Raw genomic sequence first — 18,079 nt, 5'->3', positions numbered from 1 at the left:
GTACTCTCCCCCCCGGACGGGCCGGGTGTTTACTGTCAATGGGGTGGGGGGGGGGGGGCGCCCCCCCCCGGGGGGCCCCCCCCCCACCGCTCACCACAGTGTGACGCCTGGCGCCCGCTTCTGGTTCTCCTCCTGCCCGTTTCCCCTGCGGGGCACAGCCGTTACGGTGCCCGTATGGCATCGGAGACAACGGAGACATTCGAGTCGTACGAGGAATTCTGGCCCTACTACGTGGCGATGCACTCCCGCGCGGCCACCCGCTGGGTCCATCTGACGGGGACGCTCACCGGCCTCGCCGTCAGCGTCTACGGCCTGGCGCGCGGCCGGAAGCGGTACGCGGCGGCGCTGCCGTTGATCGGCTACGGAACGGCCTGGCCGGCACACTTCTTCATCGAGAAGAACAACCCCGCGAGTTTCGGGCATCCCGCGTGGTCGCTGCGCGGCGACGTGCAGATGATCCGGATGATGCTGGCGGGACGGGACGCGGAGCTGGCCGAGGTCGCGGCGAAGTGGCTCGCGGAGAACCGCTGACCGGGTGACCGGCGACCCGCCGCACCGCGGTCCGCACGGGCGCCGGCCGAGTGGCGGACGCCGGGGCCGGCGGTAGTCGGAGCCGTACATCTCGGCGTCCTGTCGGAGTACCGGCCGGCCTCGTCGGCGGCCGGCGGTGACCGCGTCAGGTGGTGGTGACCGCGGGCTCGCGCTGCTGCCGCGCGCGGATCATCGCGTGCTCCACGACCGCCACCAGGACGTCCTTGACGGACTCGCGGCGGCGCGCGTCGCACATCATCAGCGGTACCTCGGTGTCGAGGTCGAGCGCGGTGCGGACCGTCTCGGCGGGGAAACGGGCGGCGTCCTCGAAGCAGTTGACAGCGACGGCGAAGGGGATGTCCCGCCGCTCGAAGTAGTCGACCGCCGCGAAGGAGTCCTCCAGCCGCCGGGTGTCGGCCAGGACGACCGCGCCGAGCGCGCCCTGGGCCAACTCGTCCCAGAGGAACCAGAAGCGGTCCTGGCCCGGCGTACCGAACAGGTAGAGCACCAGGTCGTCGCGGAGTGTGATGCGCCCGAAGTCCATCGCGACCGTGGTGGTGGTCTTGCCCTCGATGCCCGCGATGTCGTCGACCGGGCGGCCCGCCTCCGTGAGCAGTTCCTCGGTGCGCAGCGGTTTGATCTCGCTCACCGCGCCCACGAGGGTGGTCTTGCCCACCCCGAAGCCGCCTGCCACCAGGATCTTCAGAGTCACCGGCTCGATCGGCCGCTGTCCACGGCTAGAGCGCCCGAAGACCATTGATCACCTCGCGGAGAATGTTCACGTCCGGCAGCTCGGCCGGCGGAACGGGACGGGTTACGTGCACCAGTTCGTTCTCGACCAGATCCCCCACAAAAACCCGGACCACCCCTACGGGGAGGTCGAGGCCCGCGGCGAGTTCCGCGATCGACTGGGGGCTGGCTCTGCAGAGTTCCACTATCTCCACATGCTCGGGAGACAGCGTCCGGTCACCCGCGGCATCGCCCTCGGCGGCTGCGGGCGCCGGGATGACGATGGCGATCAGGTCGAGCCTGTGCCGGGTCGCGCTGCTGGTCCGGCCGCGTGTCATGGCGTAAGGGCGCACCACGGGTCCGGCGTCGCCGTCGAACCAGTGCTGCGGATCCTCGCCTGCTTCACTCATGACACCCAACTCACCCTGTGGCGGGCTGTCCGGCACGAGGTGCGGCACCGAGGTGGACGCCGACGCGCTTGACCATGAGCGTCATCTCGTAGGCGACCTGACCGACGTCGGAGTCGGAGTCGGCGAGTACGGCGAGGCAGCTGCCGTCGCCGGCCGCCGTCACGAAGAGGAAGGCGTCGTCGAGTTCGACGACGGTCTGACGGACCTTGCCCGCCTCGAAGTGCCTGCCGACGCCTTTGGCGAGGCTGTGGAAGCCGGAGGCGACGGCGGCGAGGTGTTCGCCGTCCTCGCGGGTCAGTTCTTTGGACGTGCCCGTGGCGAGGCCGTCCCCGGAGAGGACGATCGCCTTACGGATACTGCCGACCCGTTCCACCAGCTCGTCCAGGAGCCAGTTGAGGTCGCCCGGAACGGATCCGCGGCGTGTGGAATCGGATGCTGCGGCTTTCGGTGCGGTCATCGACCGTCCCCCTCCGGTGTCGTTCCTGCTGTGTCGCCGGGGCCGTTGATGCCATCGGTGCCATCGGTGTCTTCGGCGTTGTTCTGCTCTCGGCCACGCTGCCAGCCCCGTTGAAGGGAAGCCATACGGTCGCGTACTTCATCCGCGTTCCGCTCGTAGTCCCGCTCGGTCGCCTCGGCGGGCGACGGCTCGGCCTCCTCCCTTACGGCGTCCTTGAGTTGGGGCGCGAGGCTGGCCTGCCGTACGCGGCGGGGAAGGCTGCCGAGCGGGGCGGGAAGCCCGATCTCGTCGGGCGTCGCGGCCGCTCGGTCAGGAGTCACGGCGGCTCCGTCGGTCGGTGAGGAGGCGTTCTGCGTGAGCTCGGCCGGCGAGAGGTCGGTCGGCGTGAGGTCCGACGCCGGGTGGGCGCCACCACGCTCGTCCAGACGCCTCCCGTGGTCGGCGACCAGCTTCGGCGTCTTGCGGCTGCGGCGGGGCAGCCGCTGCGTCGGGAAGTCGGGCGAGTCGTTCTCGTCGCGGGCACCGGTGCCGCCAGGGCCGCCGGGACCGTCCTGGTCGGCGGCCTGACGGTGCTGCTCGTGCGGATCCCCGGCGGCCTCGCGCGCTCCACGTGGCCGGCCCGACTCGCGCCCGCGGGCGTCGCGCAGGTGTTCACGGGCGCGGAAGACTCCGCCGCGCTCGCTCTCGGTGTCGTCCAGGTCGCCGCTGCCGAGGTTGCCGATGCCGTCGGTGGCGTCGCCGCGGGTGGACAGGCCTTCGAACTCCCCGCCGGTCAGCGGAGGTTCGAGTTCGATCGGGCCGTCGAGCACCGAGCGGCTCGCGCTGAGTCCGGTGGGAACCTGCGAGAGCGAGGCAAGCCTGCCGTCGGAGCGCCCGCGTCCGTTCTCGGCCCCGATGTTCTGCCGGTCGAGCCTGAATCCGGTGCCCTGGGTCTCCGGTGCCTCGGTGAGCAGGGCGGCCGGCAGGAACACGATCGCGGTGGTGCCTCCGTAAGGAGACGGCTGGAGGGAGACCCGTACGTTCTGCCGCTGCGCGAGCCGGCTGACGACGAAGAGACCGAGGCGGTCGGTGTCGGAGAGCTCGAACTCGGGCGTCTCCGCGAGCCGCAGATTCGCGTCGAGGAGGGCGTCCGCGTTCATACCGAGGCCGCGGTCGTGGATCTCCAGGGTGAAGCCGTTGGCGACGCGTTCGCCGTGGACCTGCACCGCAGTGTGCGGCGGCGAGAACACCGTTGCGTTCTCCAGGAGTTCGGCGACGAGGTGGGTGAGGTCGGCGACGGCGGGGCCGCCGACACCGATCCTCGGCAGCCTGCGGACCTCGACGCGCTCGTAGTCCTCGACCTCGGCGACCGCGGCCCGTACGACGTCCATCAGCTGAACCGGCTTGCGCCACTGGCGGGACGGCGCGGCGCCGGAGAGGATCACCAGGCCCTCGGCGTGGCGCCGCATACGGGTGGTCAGGTGGTCGAGGCGGAAGAGGTCGGCGAGTTCGTCGGTGTCCTCGGTGCGGCGCTCCATGGTGTCGAGGAGCGTGAGCTGGCGGTGGAGCAGGACCTGGTTGCGGCGGGCGAGGTTGACGAACACCTCGGAGACTCCGTGCCTCAACTCCGCCTGCTTCACGGCCGCTTCGACGGCGGCACGCTGGAGGGTGTTGAGCGCCTGGCCGACCTGGCCCAACTCGTCGCGCTCGTAGTCCAGCCGGGGCGCTTCCGTCTCGACGTCGACCTGCTCGCCCGCCGCGAGGCGGCGCATGACGCTCGGCAGGCGGACGCCGGACACCTCGTGCGCCTCCTTACGGAGGCCGGAGAGGTCGCGGACGAGACTGCGGCCGACGCGTACGGAGACGACCACTGAGACGAGCAGCGCGAGGAAGCCGAGGACGCCGGCGATTCCGGCCAGTACGAGGACGTTGAACGCGGCCGGGTCGACCCGGTCCTGGTAACGGTCGTCGGCCGCCTCGCCCTCGCGCTCAAGGTTCTGGAGGACGGGGTTGGACGACTCCTGCCAGCGTGCGGCGTCCACGCTTGCCGTGTCCTTGCCCGCGCCCGCGGTGATGAACTGCTCCTCCGCCTCGCGGAGCGGCTGGGTGCCGGGACCGCCCCAGTACTGCTCGTAGATCTCGCGCTCGGAGGCGGGCAGCACGTCGAGGTTGGTCTCGTAGAGCAAGGTGCGGTTGGCCACGAAGTCGGATACCAGCCTGATCTCGTCCGACGTGATGCGCCGGGTGATCAGTGCGGAGACGACCAGCGCGTCCTCGCGGGAGACCATCTCCTGGGCGCGGTCGACACCGACCAGGGCGCGGGCCTGCTTGTCCAGCTCCACGTCCTCCAGGGCGTGCAGCGAGGACAGGAAGCTGTGGCAGGGGTCGACGAGCCTGTTGTAGAAGTCGAGCGCCTGGCCGCGAGTGACGGTGCTCTTCTCCACGGAGCGGCGCAGCGCGCCGAGTCCGTCGAGGGCGTCGGTGAGCGAGGTCAGCCGTGCGGAGGTGGCGCCGCTCATCTGGTCGCGTACGGAGGGGTCCTCGGCGTTCGCCTTGATCTTCGTGACGGCCCTGTCGGTGGCCGCGCGCTGTCGGCGCAGCTCGGCGAGGGATTCGGAGTTGCGGGGGTCGGCCAGATAGATGAGGGTCTGGCGGCGTTCCCGTTGGACCACTCGGACCGTGTCCTCCACGGGGTCGCCGATCTTGTCGATGACGTAGGCGACGTCGAGGAGTTGGCTGGCCTCCCGGCCGGTGAGTGTGGTGGCGAATGCCCACAGGGCCGTAAGGGAGACGAGCGGCACAAGCAGCAACGCCACGATCTTCCGGCGGATGGACTTCCCGCGAAAGCGCATGGCCTCCCCCAGCTCGACCTTCCACCCGACGTGGAAGGCGTTTTCATCAGAATGGACATCCTCGTCAACAAACGGCGTGAGCCTACTACTGCCACACCTACAACTCGAAGACACGTCCGGGCGATTTTGAGCCCTGCCCAGCCATGTTGATCACGAGTTGTCCGGGTATTCACGGAGATGACTTTCGGTGCTGAGGCGCACAGTACCTGGCGGGGCGTCACTTTTCGCAATCGATCAGATGGCCTGATCTATATGTGCGCGGGAATCTTCCTGATCTGTCGGTCGTCTATGTGTTTGGGTACTGACGTACGGAAGTACCGGCTCGGGGTGGGGAATTCAGGGCGAGGGACGGGCCGGGCGGGCGGCACTGGTGCGCTCGGCCGCGGCACTTTCGGTGCCATGGTTCGCGTGAAGCGGCCGGGGCCGGGCAGTCACCCTGATGTCGGACATTGGTGGGGAGTTGCGGTCCATGAATACGAAGTCGGACACGGAGAAGGCGCGGGCGGAGGCCGAGGTCGAGCTGCCGGCGGCGCGCGGTACGGGCCTCGGGCGGCGGCTCTGGGTGGAGGAGCCCGCGATACGGCGCCGGATGCCCGACCCGGTGCGGACGGCGGCGGTGCGGGCCGTGATCATCGCGTCGGTGACGCTGATCCAGGCGATGGTGGCGTTCTTCTGCACGCTCGCGGGCTCGTGGCTGGCCTTTCCCATGGTGCTGAGCAGCGTGGGCAGCACGGTGGTGGCGACGTGGGGCGTGCTGGACGTATGGGTCACGCGCCAGGTGTGGAATCAGCGCAACGGTGTGGTGTCGGTGCCGAGCAGCACGGCACGGCAGCTGCGCAGGGAGCGCCGCAGGGCGAGGCGTACGGCGCGGGCGACGGAGCGTGACGGCGCCCGGATACGAGGCCGGGGCGCCGGCAGGCTCTCCGAGGCCTGAACCGCCCGCGCCCCGGCGGCTGTTGGGTGTGGGTGTCGGGTGGTGAGTGCTGGCGGTCGGGTGCCGGGGGTCTTAGGCCGGCGCTTCCTCCGAGCGTTTGAACATGCGCGTGGCCGTGATCTCGCCGTGCACGGTCTCCCCGTCCGGGTCCTGTTGGGGAAGCCCCGGCCGCAGATGCTCCTCGACGCTGATGTATTTGAGGCCGGCGCGCAGGTCGGCGTCGTTGCGCAGCCGGATCACCAGGGGGAATTCGGCCAGTGCTGTCGTGTCGAAGAGGCCGGTCGTGTAGAGGAGTTGGACGCCGAGCGCGTCCGAGACGGCACGCTGGAGCTCCAGCAGGTACGTGGCGTTGGCGCGGCCGATCGGGTTGTCGAGGAAGAGCGTGCCGGCGTGCCGGTGCTTGTCGCGTCCCCGGTCGTTGCTACGCAGCGCGGCCATCGTGCAGTAGAGGGCGATCGCGGCGGTCAGCAGCTGGCCGCCGGAGAAGACGTCTCCCATCTGACCGACCGGGACCCGCTCGGCGCGCAGCACGGCGTCCGGCTTGAGGATCTCGACAGCGATGCCCTTGGGCTGGAGGGCCGCCTGAACGCCGCGCAGCAGCAGGGACATGCCGTCCCTGCGGAGGTCGGAGTTCTTCTTGAGTGCGGCGCGGGTCGCCTCGTCGATGACCTCGCCGAGCCGTTCGGTGAGGGTCGCCTGGTCGGGTTCCTCGAAGCGGATCCTCAGGAACTCCTGGCCGGACCACTCGCCCAGGCCTTCCGGCAGCCGGGACAGCCGCTGCGCCGAGCGCAGGGTGGTGAGCGCGGATTCCACCAGGCCGCGCAACCGGTCGACGATCGAGTCGCGGTTGCGTTCCAGCTGCTCCAGCTCGTCGGTGAGGACTCGCAGCCGTGGGGCGAAGGCGTTGGCCCACTTCGCGGCGTGGTCGGGCAGCGCGGTCGCCGGCAGTTCGCGGATCTGCTGGCGGGCGGGGGTGCGTACCTGCTCGTAGCGGGTGGCGTTGGCGTGCCGTACGAGAATGTCGCTCGCTTCCCGGACGGCGGCGTCGGCCGCCGACAGGTCCACGGCGCAGCCGCGCAGGGAACGGCGGGCCTCGGCGGCGGCGATCCGCGCTTCGTCGATGCTTCCGGGGTACGGCTCCGGCGCCTCCGGGGTCTCGTCGGTGTCCTCGTAGGCCGAGCCCCGGAGCAGGTCGCCGAGGAGGGCCGCTGTCTCCTCGAAGCCGCCGGTGGCGTCCTCGGCGGTGCGGTGGGCGTGCAGCAGTTCGCCGTGTACGGAGCGGGCGGTGTCCAACGCGTCGGTGTGGGTGGCGAGTTCATGTGTGGCGGTACGGAGCAGGGCCTGGGCCTGTTCGACATCGGTCGGGACGTGGCTCTCCGGCAGGTCCGTGTGCGCGTCGCCCTCGGCGGGTGCGAGCCGTTCGGCCTCGCCGCGCAGGCGCCCCAGTTGCTCGCTGGCGGCCGACGCGCGTGACTCCAGCATCTGCACGAGCGATTCGGCGCGGGCAGCCGCGGCCTGCCGGGACGGTCCGTCGGCGCCGTCCGTGCTCTCCAGGAGCTGGGCGGCGCGGGTACGGACCTTGTTGCTGAGCCGGTCCAGCTCGGCGAGCGCCGCGCCTTCGTCGCTCTCGGCGTGGGCCTGTTCGGCGCGGAGGTCGGCGCCGACGCCGACCTTCTCGTACAGCTGCGATGCGGCCCGGTAGGCCTCGCGCAGCGCGGGCAGAGCGGCGCGCGGCGCGTCCTCGTCGGGCTCGGGAAGAGTCTCGGGGGCGCCGGCGATCTCGGCGCGCTCGGCCCGCAGCGCGCGGGACGTGCGGCGGGCGTCGTCGGCGGCGCGCTGGGCGGCGCGGCGGTCCTCGTCGGCGGCGCGGGCCCGGTCCAGACAGGCGGTGGCGCGGGCTTCGGCGACCGCGGCGTCGTCGGCCAGGGCGCGGAGCTTGACCTGCCAGCCGGCCCGTTCACGCAGGCGGAAGGCGAGACCGGCGAGGGCGTCGGAGACCCGGCGGGCGCGCTGGGCGGCCTCCTGCCGTTCGTCGCGTACCCGCGCGGTGTCGGCCGCCGCCTCGTCCGCCTCGGTCCGGACCGTACGGGCCTCGGCCAGTTCGGCCCCCGCCGACCGTGCCAGATCGTCGGCGGCGCGCGCGGTGTCCGCGAGTTCGGTGAGTCTGCCGGGGGCGCAGGTGGCCCGCCAGGAACCGAGGCGCGCGGCGATGGCCCGGTCGGCGGAGAGCCGGGCCGAAAGGGTGCGGATCTCCTCGTCGCGGGCGGTGGACTTGGCGCGCAGGGAGCGCCGTTCGGCGTCGGCGGCGTGTTCGTCGTGCATGGCCGGGTTGGGCGGGACGAGGAAGACGCCGCTGTCCTCGCCGCCGGCCGGGTGACCGTCGCCGTACGGACCGGGGCCCGGCACGGGTGCGAGCAGGGCCGCCGCCGTACCGACGGCGACGGTGGAGCGCGGCAGGAGGGCGGCGCCGGTGAGGACTTCGCGCGCCCTGGCGTGCGAGGCGGGTTCAGTGATGACGACGCCGTCGACCAGTTCGGGCCGGGCGGCGAGGACGGCGGCGTGGTCGGCGGGGTCGACGGCCTGGGCGAGATACCGCCAGCCGGGGAGGGCCGGGATGCCGTGTTCGCCGAGGTACTCGACGGTGGCCAGTACGTCGGGGCCCGGTGGCAGCAGTCCGCCGTCGCCGAGCGCGCCGAGGATGCGGGAGTCGTCGGCGGCGGCCGTACGCAGGTCGAACAGCTGGCGCTCGGCGGAGACGACGCCCTGGTCGAGGAGTTCGCGCAACTCGTCTGCGTAACGGTCCAGTTCCTCGGGGGTGAGGGGGCCCTGACGCGCGTGGGCCGACGCCGCGCCGCCGGGTTCGGGGGCTGTGGCAGGGGTGGTCGAGCCGTCGGAGGCGCCCTGGGCGGCGCCGCGCGGTCCGGGGACGCCCGCGCGGGGTGACGCGCCGGGCAGGCCCAGCAGTTCGGTGAGGCGTTCCTCCTGGGCGATCGACTCGGCCGTACGGCGCTCCGCCTCGTACTCGTGCTCGGCGGCCCGCGCGGCGTCGACGGCGCGGGCCTCGGACAGCTCGGCTCGGGATTCGGTGGCTGCGGCCTCCCTGGCCCGGTCCGCCGCCGCGCGCGCCGCCTCCCTGGCGGTGTCCCAGGCGGCGACCGCGGACTGCTCGGCGTCGCTCGCGGCGAGCGCGGCCCGTGCGGGGTCGGCGTCCGGTGCGGTGTCGTCGAGCCAGCCGGCCCGTACCGCCTCGGCGGTCTCCTGCTCGACCTCCGACAGACGCTGGCGCAGATGACCGGTCTCGCTGCGGGCGCGCTGCGCCTCGGTGGCCGCCGTGGTCGCGTCGCGGTGCGCGGCCTCGCCGATCTCCTGAAGCGCGGCGGAACGCTCCTCCTCCTCGTTGGCCAGGCTCTCGCCGTCGGCCGCCGCCGCGTGCAGCGCGCGGACGAGGTCGGCGGCGGCGGTGGCGCGGGCGGCCAGAGCGGGTGCCGCGTCGCGCTCGGCCTCGCGGATGGCGACGGCGACGCGCGCGGAGCGGTCGGCGGCGGCGCGGTGCCGCAGGACGTTCTCGGCGGCCTGCCAGGCGGCGTGGAGCGTACGGGCGTCGCTCAGCTCACGCCGCTGCGCCGCGGCGGCCTTCTCGGCGACGGTGAGCGCCAGGGAGGCGTGCCGGAAGGCCAGTTCGGCGGCGATGAGCGCGCTGCGGCCTCGGGCCTGGTCGGCCTCGGTGACGGTGTGAGCCGCCGCGGTGACCTCCTGGGCGAGGTCGCCAACGCGGTCCCGTTCGACGGCGGCGCGGGCCGTGAGCCTGCGGGCGAGGGTGCGTGTGCGGCGCTCGGCGCCGGCGTGGATCTCGCGGGCGCGGGACCGGGAGTCGGCGGCGTCGACGATCCGGCCGAGCAGATCGACCGAGCCCGCCGTGAAGTCGCGCTCGGCGGTCAACTCGGCGCGGCGGCCCAGCTTGTTGCCGAAGCCGCCGACGAGGTCGGCGAGTCCGTCCGTGTCGCGCGTGTCGGTGACGGCGCGCAGCAGCAGATCAGTGAAGTCGGAGTCCTTCTTCACCGCGAAGAGACCGGCGGCCTCGCCCTCGTCGGCGTTCATCTCCCGCTGGTAGCGGAAGAGTTCGGGGTCGAGGCCCAGATCTCCGAGATGCTCGATCCAGCGGTCGTGGATCTCCTCCCAGTGCACGTCCAGGTGCGGATACGCCTTGCCCGCCTCGGTGATGGCGTCCCGGAACCCCTTCATGGTGCGGCGCCGGCCCCTGGCACCGGAGACGCCTTCCGCAGGCCGTCGGACGGCGGTCGACTCGGCGACCGGCAGCGAGTCGAGGCTCAGACCGGGGCCCGGCCGGAAGGAGTACCAGGCCTCGGCGAACTTGCGGGGGTCGTTGGACACCTGACGGCCGCGCCACTCGCTGGCCTTGCCGACGACGACCAGTTCGCCGGTGAGGGTGTGCTGCCATTCGAGGGCGACATGGCCGCAGTCGTCGGCGAGCAGGAACTTGCGCAGCACGCCGGAGCTGGCGCCGCCGAGGGTGTTGCGGTGGCCGGGCAGCATCACCGAGAAGATGAGCTTGAGCAGTACGGACTTGCCGCCGCCGTTCTCCAGGAAGAGCACACCGGCCGGGGCCGGGCGGCGCGGCGGGCCGACCGGCTCCTCCTCGAAGAACTCCGCCTGGGTGGGGGCCGGGTGGGGCACCGGCGCGCCGACTCCGCGCAGGTCGAGCACGGTGTCGGCGTAGCGCGCACCGGCAGGGCCGATGGAGTAGAGGCGGACCCGTGACAGCTCGTACATGGCGGCGGACTCTCGTCGTGGTCAGGACCGGATGAAGACCGGCGGGGTGGGGGGCGGGACTGGGTGGCTGGGTCTTGGGCGGGCGGGGCTCTTGGGCCGTCGGGGCCGTCGGCCGCTCGGCTAGGAGTGGAAGGGCAGTCCGGCGTCGGCGACCAGGTCGAGGTCGTCCAGGTCGGGTGGCGGAAGCAGGGTGGCCGATCCGTCGGTGACCGGTACGACGCCCAAGGCGAGCAGTTCGGCCAGGGCGGCGCTGCCTGCCATGTCGCGGACCTGGAGTTGGTAGCGGGCCGTGGTGCGGTACGCGCCTCCGGCGTCGTCGCCGGTGCGGTGCAGGAAGCCGGAGTCGGTGAGGAAGGCCATGGCCTTGCCGATGATGCCGGTGGTGGAGCCCGCGAGGCGGCGCGCGTCCTTGGTGGCGCCGGTCGCGCTGCGGCGGGCGTAGATGCGCCAGGCCGATTCGAGGCCCGGTGCGTCGGTCGCCGGGTCGGTGTTCTCGCCCCGCTCCTCGGCCCGTTCCTCCAGCCTGTGGCAGGCCTGTCGTACGAAGGCGTCGACACCGTTGACGGTGATACGGCCGATGTACCCGTCGTCGGCGAGGTCCTCGGGGCGGGGGAAGGCCATGGCGGCGACGGCGAGATGGGCCAGGCCGTGCAGGAAGCGGTCCGCGGAGTCGGTCGACGCGCGGCGGGCGTAGTCGCCCATGCGGACGGCGAACACGGAGTCCTCGCCCGCCGTCACGGCCATCCCGGCACGGGAGGAGACTTCGAGGACGACGAGGCCGAGGCCTGTGGCCACCGCGTCGGCGAGCCGCGCAAAGGCCGTCTCCTCGCGGTAGCGGCGCAGCAGGTCGGCGTATTCGGCGTCCCGCGCGGGGAGCAGTTTGGGCTGGAGTCCGAAGGAGACGAGGCGCGCGGCGTCGGCCGCGTCGGCGGGGGTGACGGCCCCGCCGGGCGGCGCGGGCACGGACGCGCGGGCCGTTTCGGCGCTCCCCGCCTCGCCCCACGCGGCGGCCTGCTCTGCCTGGTGGTCGCTCACGGGCGCTGCTCCTTACCGGGGGTGGTCCATGGACGGGTGGCGCTGGCGCCGGTGGCGGTGGCGGCCGATGGCACGTCGGTGCGTGCGATCGCACGGCGGAGGATCGGCGTTTCGGCTGCCTTCGAGAACGCCGGCAACGCAGGCGTGCGTCCAGGTGTCATGAGCCGGACGCGACTTCGCGGACACGCCCCGGAGACCGTGCGGGCCGCCGTCCCCAACGGCCTCATGCCGCCTCCGTACGGTCGGCGCTCATGCCCGCGGCGTCCAGAAGGGCCGTGCCCACTATCAGGTCGGCGCCGCCGAACTCCGGGTCGTCGAGGGCGGTTCCGTCGTCCACGGCGAACAACAGCCGCTCCTCACCCTGCCGGTAGGCCGTGCCGACCGGCGGACTGGCCGCGTGGATCGCGAGCAGCGCGACGAGATAGGGCAGGTCCGGATCGCGGCGGCGGGCCTCGGCGAGCAGGCCGGAGAGTCTGCGCGGTGCGTCGTGCTCCAGGTCGAGCAGTTCCATCGCGCTCGCCAACTGCTCCTCACTGAAGCGGCTGTCGTCGGGGGTCGCGATCAGATCGGGCTCGGGCATCTCCGCGCCCAGGTGCTCCCGCTCCACGGGAGGCGTGAGCAGCAGGTCCACGAGGTCGCCGACCCGCACGGACGTGGGCGTGCGCAGCCCCGTACCACGGGCGAAGAAGGCGTCGGTGACCCGGCTCGCCCGGTCGGCCGACAGCGGCAGGAGCGGGGCGACGAGTTGGCCGTAGAGGTCGAGCCCCGTCCGGGTCGTGGGCTCGGCGAACGCCTGGCGGTCCTGCTCGGCGCGGAACAGCGGTCCCGCCTCAAGGAGTCGGGACTGGAGCTGGGTGTGCCGGCGGATGCAGTCCTTGACGATGTCGACCAGTTCGGCGGCGCGCCGCTTGTGCTCGGCCGTCTTCGGGTCGGCGCCGGTCTCCGCCTCGTCACGTGACTTGCGGATGTTGTTGAGGATCGCGTTCTCGTGGCGATACCGGTCGGCGACATGGTCGAGCGCTTCGGCGATCATGTCCGGCACGGCGTTGAGCCAGTCGACCGCTCGGACGTTGCGCCGGGTCGCCTCCAGGGTCCTGCGGAGCGTCTCCGCGTACTGCACGGTGCGGTACCGGGCCTGCTCGGCGGCGAGTTGGGCGTCGGCGAGCCGCCCTCTGTTGATCAGCACCTCCAACTTGACCTCGGCGGCGATCTGGGCGCTGGTGACGTCCGTGTCCAACGCGCCCACCAGTACGTTGACGGCTTCGTCGGTCGTGCGGAGATAGACGCTGCCGCCGTGGCCGGGGACTTCCTCGATCAGCTTGAAGTCGTAGTCCCTGCGGGTGTAGACGCCGTCGGCGCCGAATGTGCCGTACACGGCGCGGAAGCCGCGGTCGACGCTGCCGACGTTGATCAGATTCTCCAGCACCCAGCGGGCCACCCGCTCGTGCTCGGTGACCGGGCGGTGCGGTGCCTGGGCCGCGACGCGCGGCAGGAGTCTGGACACTATCTGCTCGTGGTCCGCGCCGGTGTCGAAGTCCATGTTGAGCGTCACGAGGTCGATCGCCGCGAGCGCGACCTCCGCCATCGCGTAGACCGAGTACTCCCCCGCCAGATTGGCCTTGCGGGTGTCGAGGTCGTGCAGCGGCGCGGTGCAGGCGAGCGCGCGCAGTCGGCGCGCCAGCCCTTCGTCGGCGGCCGGGCCCTGGGCGAGCCGCGGCCCCGCGCTGAGCTGGGGCGGAACAGAGTCCGTCGAGGCAGGCGAAGTCACGTTGCACAGATTAGGTCCTCGGACTGACAACGGTCGAAACGACGCAGAAGCCGCAGCGGCGGCGGACTGCGCAGCGGGCCGCTCGGCCGGCGCGGCGGACCGGCCACCGGCCCGCCGCGCCGGGCGAGTTCACCCCGGCGTGCCGTATCCTCCGCCGCCTGGGGTGCGCAGCACCAGCACGTCGTCCACGGTCACATCCGCCGAGTCGACCCCTTTCAGCGGTGTACGGGTCCCGTCGGCCCGCTCCACCTCGTTGCCGCCGAGTTCACCCGGCTCACCGCCCGCCATGCCGTACGGGGCCACCGCGCGGTGCCCGGTCAGCAGCGTCACCGTCATGGGCTCCAGGAAGCGGATGCGCCGTACGACTCCGTTCCCGCCGGTCCATCGGCCCCGGCCGCCGCTGCCGTCCCGGACGGCGAATCCGTCGACCCGTACCGGGTAGCGCCATTCGAGCACTTCGGGGTCGGTGAGGCGGGAGTTGGTCATATGGGTCTGGACGGCGTCGGCGCCGTCGAAGCCCTCACCCGCGCCCGATCCGCTCGCCACCGTCTCGTAGTACTGGACCCGTTCGTTGCCGAAGGTGAGGTTGTTCATCGTGCCCGAGCCCTCGGCCTGGACGCCGAGCGCCGCGTACAGTGCGCCCGTCACGGCCTGCGAGGTCTCCACATTTCCGGCCACCGTCGCCGCCGGGAAGGCCGGCGAGAGCATCGAGCCCTCGGGCACCCGTACGTCGAGCGGCGCCAGACAGCCGCTGTTGAGCGGGATGTCGTCGGCGACCAGCGTCCGGAAGACATACAGGACGGCCGCCATCACCACGGACCGGGGCGCGTTGAAGTTGCCTTCCTGCTGCGGTGATGTCCCGGTGAAGTCCACGACGGCGCTGCGGGCCTCGCGGTCGACGCGCACGGCGACCTCGATGACGGCGCCGTTGTCGGTCTCGTAGCGGTAGGCGCCGTCGCTGAGCCCGGCGATGATGCGGCGTACGGACTCCTCCGCGTTGCGCCGTACGTGGCCCATGTACGCGTCTACGACGTCGTAGCCGAACTGCTCGGTCATACGGCGCAGTTCGGCGATGCCCTTCTCGTTGGCGGCGATCTGGGCACGGAGGTCGGCCAGGTTGGTGTCCGGGTCGCGGGAGGGGTGCGGCGCGGTGGCGAGCAGTTCGCGCGTCTCGGCCTCGCGGAGTCTGCCGTCGCGTACGAGGAGCCAGTTGTCGAAGAGCACGCCTTCCTCGTGGATGGTCCGGCTGAAGGCGGGCATCGAGCCGGGGGTGATGCCGCCGATCTCTGCGTGGTGACCGCGCGAGGCGACCAGGAAGCGCAGATGTTCGCCCTGTTCGTCGAAGACAGGCGTCACGACCGTCACGTCCGGCAGATGGGTGCCTCCGTGGTAGGGGTCGTTGACGGCGTACACGTCGCCGGGGCGCAGCGAGTCCGCGTCGCGCTTCAGCACCTCCTTGATGGACTCGCCCATGGAGCCGAGATGGACGGGGATGTGGGGCGCGTTGGCGATCAGATTGCCCTCGGCGTCGAAGAGGGCGCAGGAGAAGTCGAGCCGTTCCTTGATGTTGACGGAGTGGGCGGTGTTCTCCAGGCGTACGCCCATCTGCTCGGCGATGGCCATGAAGAGGTTGTTGAAGACTTCGAGCAGCACCGGGTCCACGTCCGTGCCCGCCGCGACGCGTGTGGGGCGGGGCCTCACGCGGGTGAGGAGCAGATGCCCGAGGTCGCCGACCGCCGCCTGCCAGCCCGCGTCCACGACGGTCGTCGCGTCGGCCTCGGCGATCATCGCGGGGCCTTCGACGGTGTCGGTGGGCCGCAGATCGGCGCGCTGGTGGAGCGGGCAGTCGCGCTCCGTGCCGTCGACGAACATCCGTACTCTCGCGGGCCGTACGGGCCCGTTGTCGCCGTCGCCTCCTACTGAGGTCTCGTCGGCTGCGTACGTCCCGTGCGAAGCGGCCTTGCCGACGGCTTCGACCGACACGGCCTCGATCACCAGGGGCTTGTCCATGGTGAAGGCGTAACGCGCGCGGTGTTCGCCCTCGAAGGCCGCCGTCATGTCGGCGACGTCGCCGAGGGGCACCGCCAGGCTCGCGTCCGTTCCGGCGTACCGGAGGAGCACGCGCGCGTGCGTGGTGATCGCGGCGTCCGGGACGGAGTCCGCGCGCAGTTCGGCACGGGTGCGTTCGGCGAGGGCGGCACACAGTTCCCGCACCCGGCGCGGCGTGCCCGCGTCGCGGAGTTCGGCCTCCACCGACTGCTCCCGCATGGCGGTGGCGTCGGCGAGCCCGATGCCGTACGCGGAGAGGACACCGGCGAGCGGCGGCACGATCACCGTGTCGACGCCGAGCGCGTCCGCGACGGCGCACGCGTGCTGGCCGCCCGCTCCGCCGAAGCTGGTGAGGGCGTAACGGGTGATGTCGTGCCCGCGCTGGACGGAGATCTTCTTGACGGCGTTCGCCATGTTCAGCACGGCGATCTCCAGGAACCCTGCGGCGACTTCGGCCGGCGCGCGCCGTACACCGGTGGCCGCCTCGACCTCCTCGGCGAGCGCGGCGAATCGCTCGCGCCGCACCACGTCGGCGTCCAGCGGCTGGTCGCCTTCGGGCCCGAACACCGCCGGGAAGTGGTCCGGTTGCACCCGGCCGAGCATCACGTTGGCGTCGGTGACGGTCAGCGGGCCGCCCCTGCGGTAGCAGGCGGGGCCGGGCACGGCGCCCGCCGAGTCGGGCCCGACGCGGTAGCGCTGGCCGTCGAAGTGCAGCACGGAGCCGCCGCCTGCCGCGACGGTGTGGATGTTCATCATGGGGGCCCGCATCCGGACCCCGGCGACCTGTGTGCCCAGCTCGCGCTCGAACTCCCCGGCGTAGTGCGAGACATCGGTCGACGTGCCGCCCATGTCGAAGCCGACGACGCGGTCGAAGCCCGCCTGTCCGGAGGTACGGGCCATGCCGACGACTCCGCCCGCCGGTCCGGACAGCACGGCGTCCTTCCCACGGAAGTGGGCGGCCTCGCGCAGCCCTCCGTTGGACTGCATGAACATCAGCCGGATGTCGCGGAGTTCGGAGGCGATCTCGTCGACGTAGCGCCGCAGGATCGGGGAGAGGTAGGCGTCCACGACGGTGGTGTCGCCGCGCGGCACCAGTTTGATCAGTGGGCTGACCTCGTGGGAGCGGCTGACCTGGGTGAAGCCCGCCGCGCGGGCCGCCTCGGCGACCGCGCTCTCGTGGTCGGGGTGGCGGTAGCCGTGCATGAGGACGACGGCGGCGCTGCGGAAACCGTCGTCGTACGCCTCCCGCAGCCGCGCGGCGACGGCCTCCGTGTCCAACGGCCGTACGGTGGCGCCGTGCGCGTCGACGCGTTCGGGAACCTCGATGACACGGTCGTAGACGGCTTCCGGCAGCACGATGTGACGGTCGAAGAGGCGGGGGCGGTTCTGGTACGCGATCCTCAGCGCGTCGCCGAAGCCCTCGGTGACGAGGAGGACGGTCGGCTCGCCACGGCGCTCAAGCAGCGCGTTGGTGGCGACGGTCGTGCCCATCTTGACGACGTCGATCCGGTCGGCGGGAACCGGATCGTCCGGTGCTGCACCGAGCAGCAGCCGGATCCCGGCCACCGCCGCGTCGTCGTACTGCTCCGGGTTGTGCGACAGCAGTTTCCGTGTGACGAGACGTCCGTCGGGCCGTCGCCCCACCACGTCGGTGAAGGTGCCGCCACGGTCGATCCAGAATTCCCAGCGCCCACTCATTCCCCCATTCTGGCAAGCGGAACGGCCGGCGGCAGCGCTGTCAGCGCGCGGGAGAGTGCATGTTCGGCGCGTCGGTCGAGGCGGTCGGCGGTGCCGCGTGCGAGGTGGCGCAGCTCGCCGCCCGCCAGCCACAGCAGTTCGGGCAGCAGATCGGCGCTTCTGCGCACCAGCCAGCCGGCGCCCGCCGTCGCCAGCCAGAGAAGTGCCTCTGTCCGGCCGGGCGGCGGCCGTTCGGGCTCCTGGGACGGCGGTGGGCCCAGTGTCAGGCCGCGCGTGGTGAGCATGGCGTGGAACCGCGCGGCGATCACGCGGTGGCCGCGTTCGCCGGGGTGCAGCCGATCGGCGCTCCACAGGGAGCGGTCGGCGACCCACGCCGGGTCGGCGGCGTGCAGATGGACGGCGCCGTACCGCGCGGAGAGCGTGTGGACGAGGGTGTTGACCGCGCGCTGTCTGCGCGCGAGCGGTCTCGCGAGCGGGGCCGGCAGGCCCAGCATGACGCCGGGGTCCGGAAGGCATGCGGTGAGCAGGACGGTGCCGCGCGCGGTGAGGGCGGCGCAGACCTCGTCGAGGGCGCGGGCGATGGCGGCGATGTCGAAGGAGCGTCGGAGGGTGTCGTTGACACCGACGACGACGGAGGCGATGTCGGGCGCGAAGGCGAGGGCGGCGGGGGTCTGTTCCGCGCGGACGTCGCGGGTGAGGGCGCCGCTGGTGGCGAAGTTACGGAAGGTGGAGGCGGGTTCGGCGGGGTTGGGCCCGGCGGAGAGGCCGGAACCGAAGACCGGGCCCGCCACAGTCCCCAGGTGTCGGCCGGGGCTGGTCGGACGGCCGTCCCGCCCGCGCCGTCCG

General features: G+C 72.2%; 11 protein-coding genes. 2 read left to right on the top strand and 9 right to left on the bottom strand.

Going from position 1 to position 18,079, the window contains the following annotated elements; all coding sequences use genetic code 11:
• The first annotated feature begins 174 nt into the window (after positions 1-174).
• Complete coding sequence (locus ACIBLA_RS13030; protein WP_399198555.1) at positions 175-531, top strand: Mpo1-like protein; 357 nt, start codon at positions 175-177, stop codon at positions 529-531.
• Between the two features lie 145 nt (positions 532-676).
• Here the strand turns inward: ACIBLA_RS13030 and ACIBLA_RS13025 are convergent, their stop codons facing one another.
• From ACIBLA_RS13025 to ACIBLA_RS13010, 4 genes are read right to left on the bottom strand one after another with little or no spacing between them, the layout of a single operon-like run.
• Positions 677-1,288, bottom strand: a complete 612-nt coding sequence (locus tag ACIBLA_RS13025) for an ATP/GTP-binding protein (protein ID WP_363246041.1) — start codon at positions 1,286-1,288, stop codon at positions 677-679.
• Complete coding sequence (locus ACIBLA_RS13020) at positions 1,269-1,670, bottom strand: DUF742 domain-containing protein (RefSeq protein WP_363246040.1); 402 nt, start codon at positions 1,668-1,670, stop codon at positions 1,269-1,271. Before ACIBLA_RS13020 ends, ACIBLA_RS13025 begins: the two co-directional genes overlap by 20 nt.
• A 10-nt stretch (positions 1,671-1,680) precedes the next feature.
• Positions 1,681-2,127, bottom strand: a complete 447-nt coding sequence (locus ACIBLA_RS13015; protein ID WP_363246039.1) for a roadblock/LC7 domain-containing protein — start codon at positions 2,125-2,127, stop codon at positions 1,681-1,683.
• The gene (locus ACIBLA_RS13010; protein ID WP_363246038.1) at positions 2,124-4,958 is read right to left on the bottom strand and encodes a nitrate- and nitrite sensing domain-containing protein; all 2,835 of its coding nucleotides are present in this window, start codon (positions 4,956-4,958) and stop codon (positions 2,124-2,126) included. Before ACIBLA_RS13010 ends, ACIBLA_RS13015 begins: the two co-directional genes overlap by 4 nt.
• A gap of 469 nt (positions 4,959-5,427) precedes the next feature.
• Between ACIBLA_RS13010 and ACIBLA_RS13005 the strand changes: the two genes are divergently transcribed.
• Positions 5,428-5,892, top strand: a complete 465-nt coding sequence (locus ACIBLA_RS13005; RefSeq protein ID WP_363246037.1) for a hypothetical protein — start codon at positions 5,428-5,430, stop codon at positions 5,890-5,892.
• Between the two features lie 72 nt (positions 5,893-5,964).
• On the opposite strand, the gene ACIBLA_RS13000 is transcribed toward ACIBLA_RS13005, so the two are convergent.
• From ACIBLA_RS13000 to ACIBLA_RS12980, 5 genes are all read right to left on the bottom strand, one after another.
• Positions 5,965-10,683, bottom strand: a complete 4,719-nt coding sequence (locus ACIBLA_RS13000; RefSeq protein ID WP_399198553.1) for a hypothetical protein — start codon at positions 10,681-10,683, stop codon at positions 5,965-5,967.
• Positions 10,684-10,803: 120 nt separating this feature from the next.
• Entirely contained in the window at positions 10,804-11,718 is a 915-nt protein-coding gene (locus ACIBLA_RS12995) for a hypothetical protein (protein WP_363246035.1), read from the bottom strand.
• Between the two features lie 223 nt (positions 11,719-11,941).
• Complete coding sequence (locus ACIBLA_RS12990; RefSeq protein ID WP_399198552.1) at positions 11,942-13,486, bottom strand: hypothetical protein; 1,545 nt, start codon at positions 13,484-13,486, stop codon at positions 11,942-11,944.
• A gap of 129 nt (positions 13,487-13,615) precedes the next feature.
• Positions 13,616-17,233 (bottom strand): hydantoinase B/oxoprolinase family protein, encoded by a 3,618-nt coding sequence (locus ACIBLA_RS12985; RefSeq protein ID WP_399198551.1) that lies wholly within the window; start codon positions 17,231-17,233, stop codon positions 13,616-13,618.
• Positions 17,230-18,033 carry an SGNH/GDSL hydrolase family protein gene (locus tag ACIBLA_RS12980; protein ID WP_399198566.1) on the bottom strand — a complete coding sequence of 268 codons (804 nt, stop codon included), beginning with the start codon at positions 18,031-18,033 and terminating at the stop codon, positions 17,230-17,232. The genes ACIBLA_RS12985 and ACIBLA_RS12980 overlap by 4 nt, the downstream gene beginning before the upstream one ends.
• Positions 18,034-18,079 lie beyond the last annotated feature (46 nt).

Origin of the sequence: Streptomyces sp. NPDC050433 (assembly GCF_044458565.1) — a bacterium.
Taxonomy (GTDB): Bacteria; Actinomycetota; Actinomycetes; order Streptomycetales; family Streptomycetaceae; genus Streptomyces.
The sequence above is the reverse complement of the archived record's forward strand: the minus strand, read 5'-3'. Positions and strand labels throughout refer to the sequence as shown.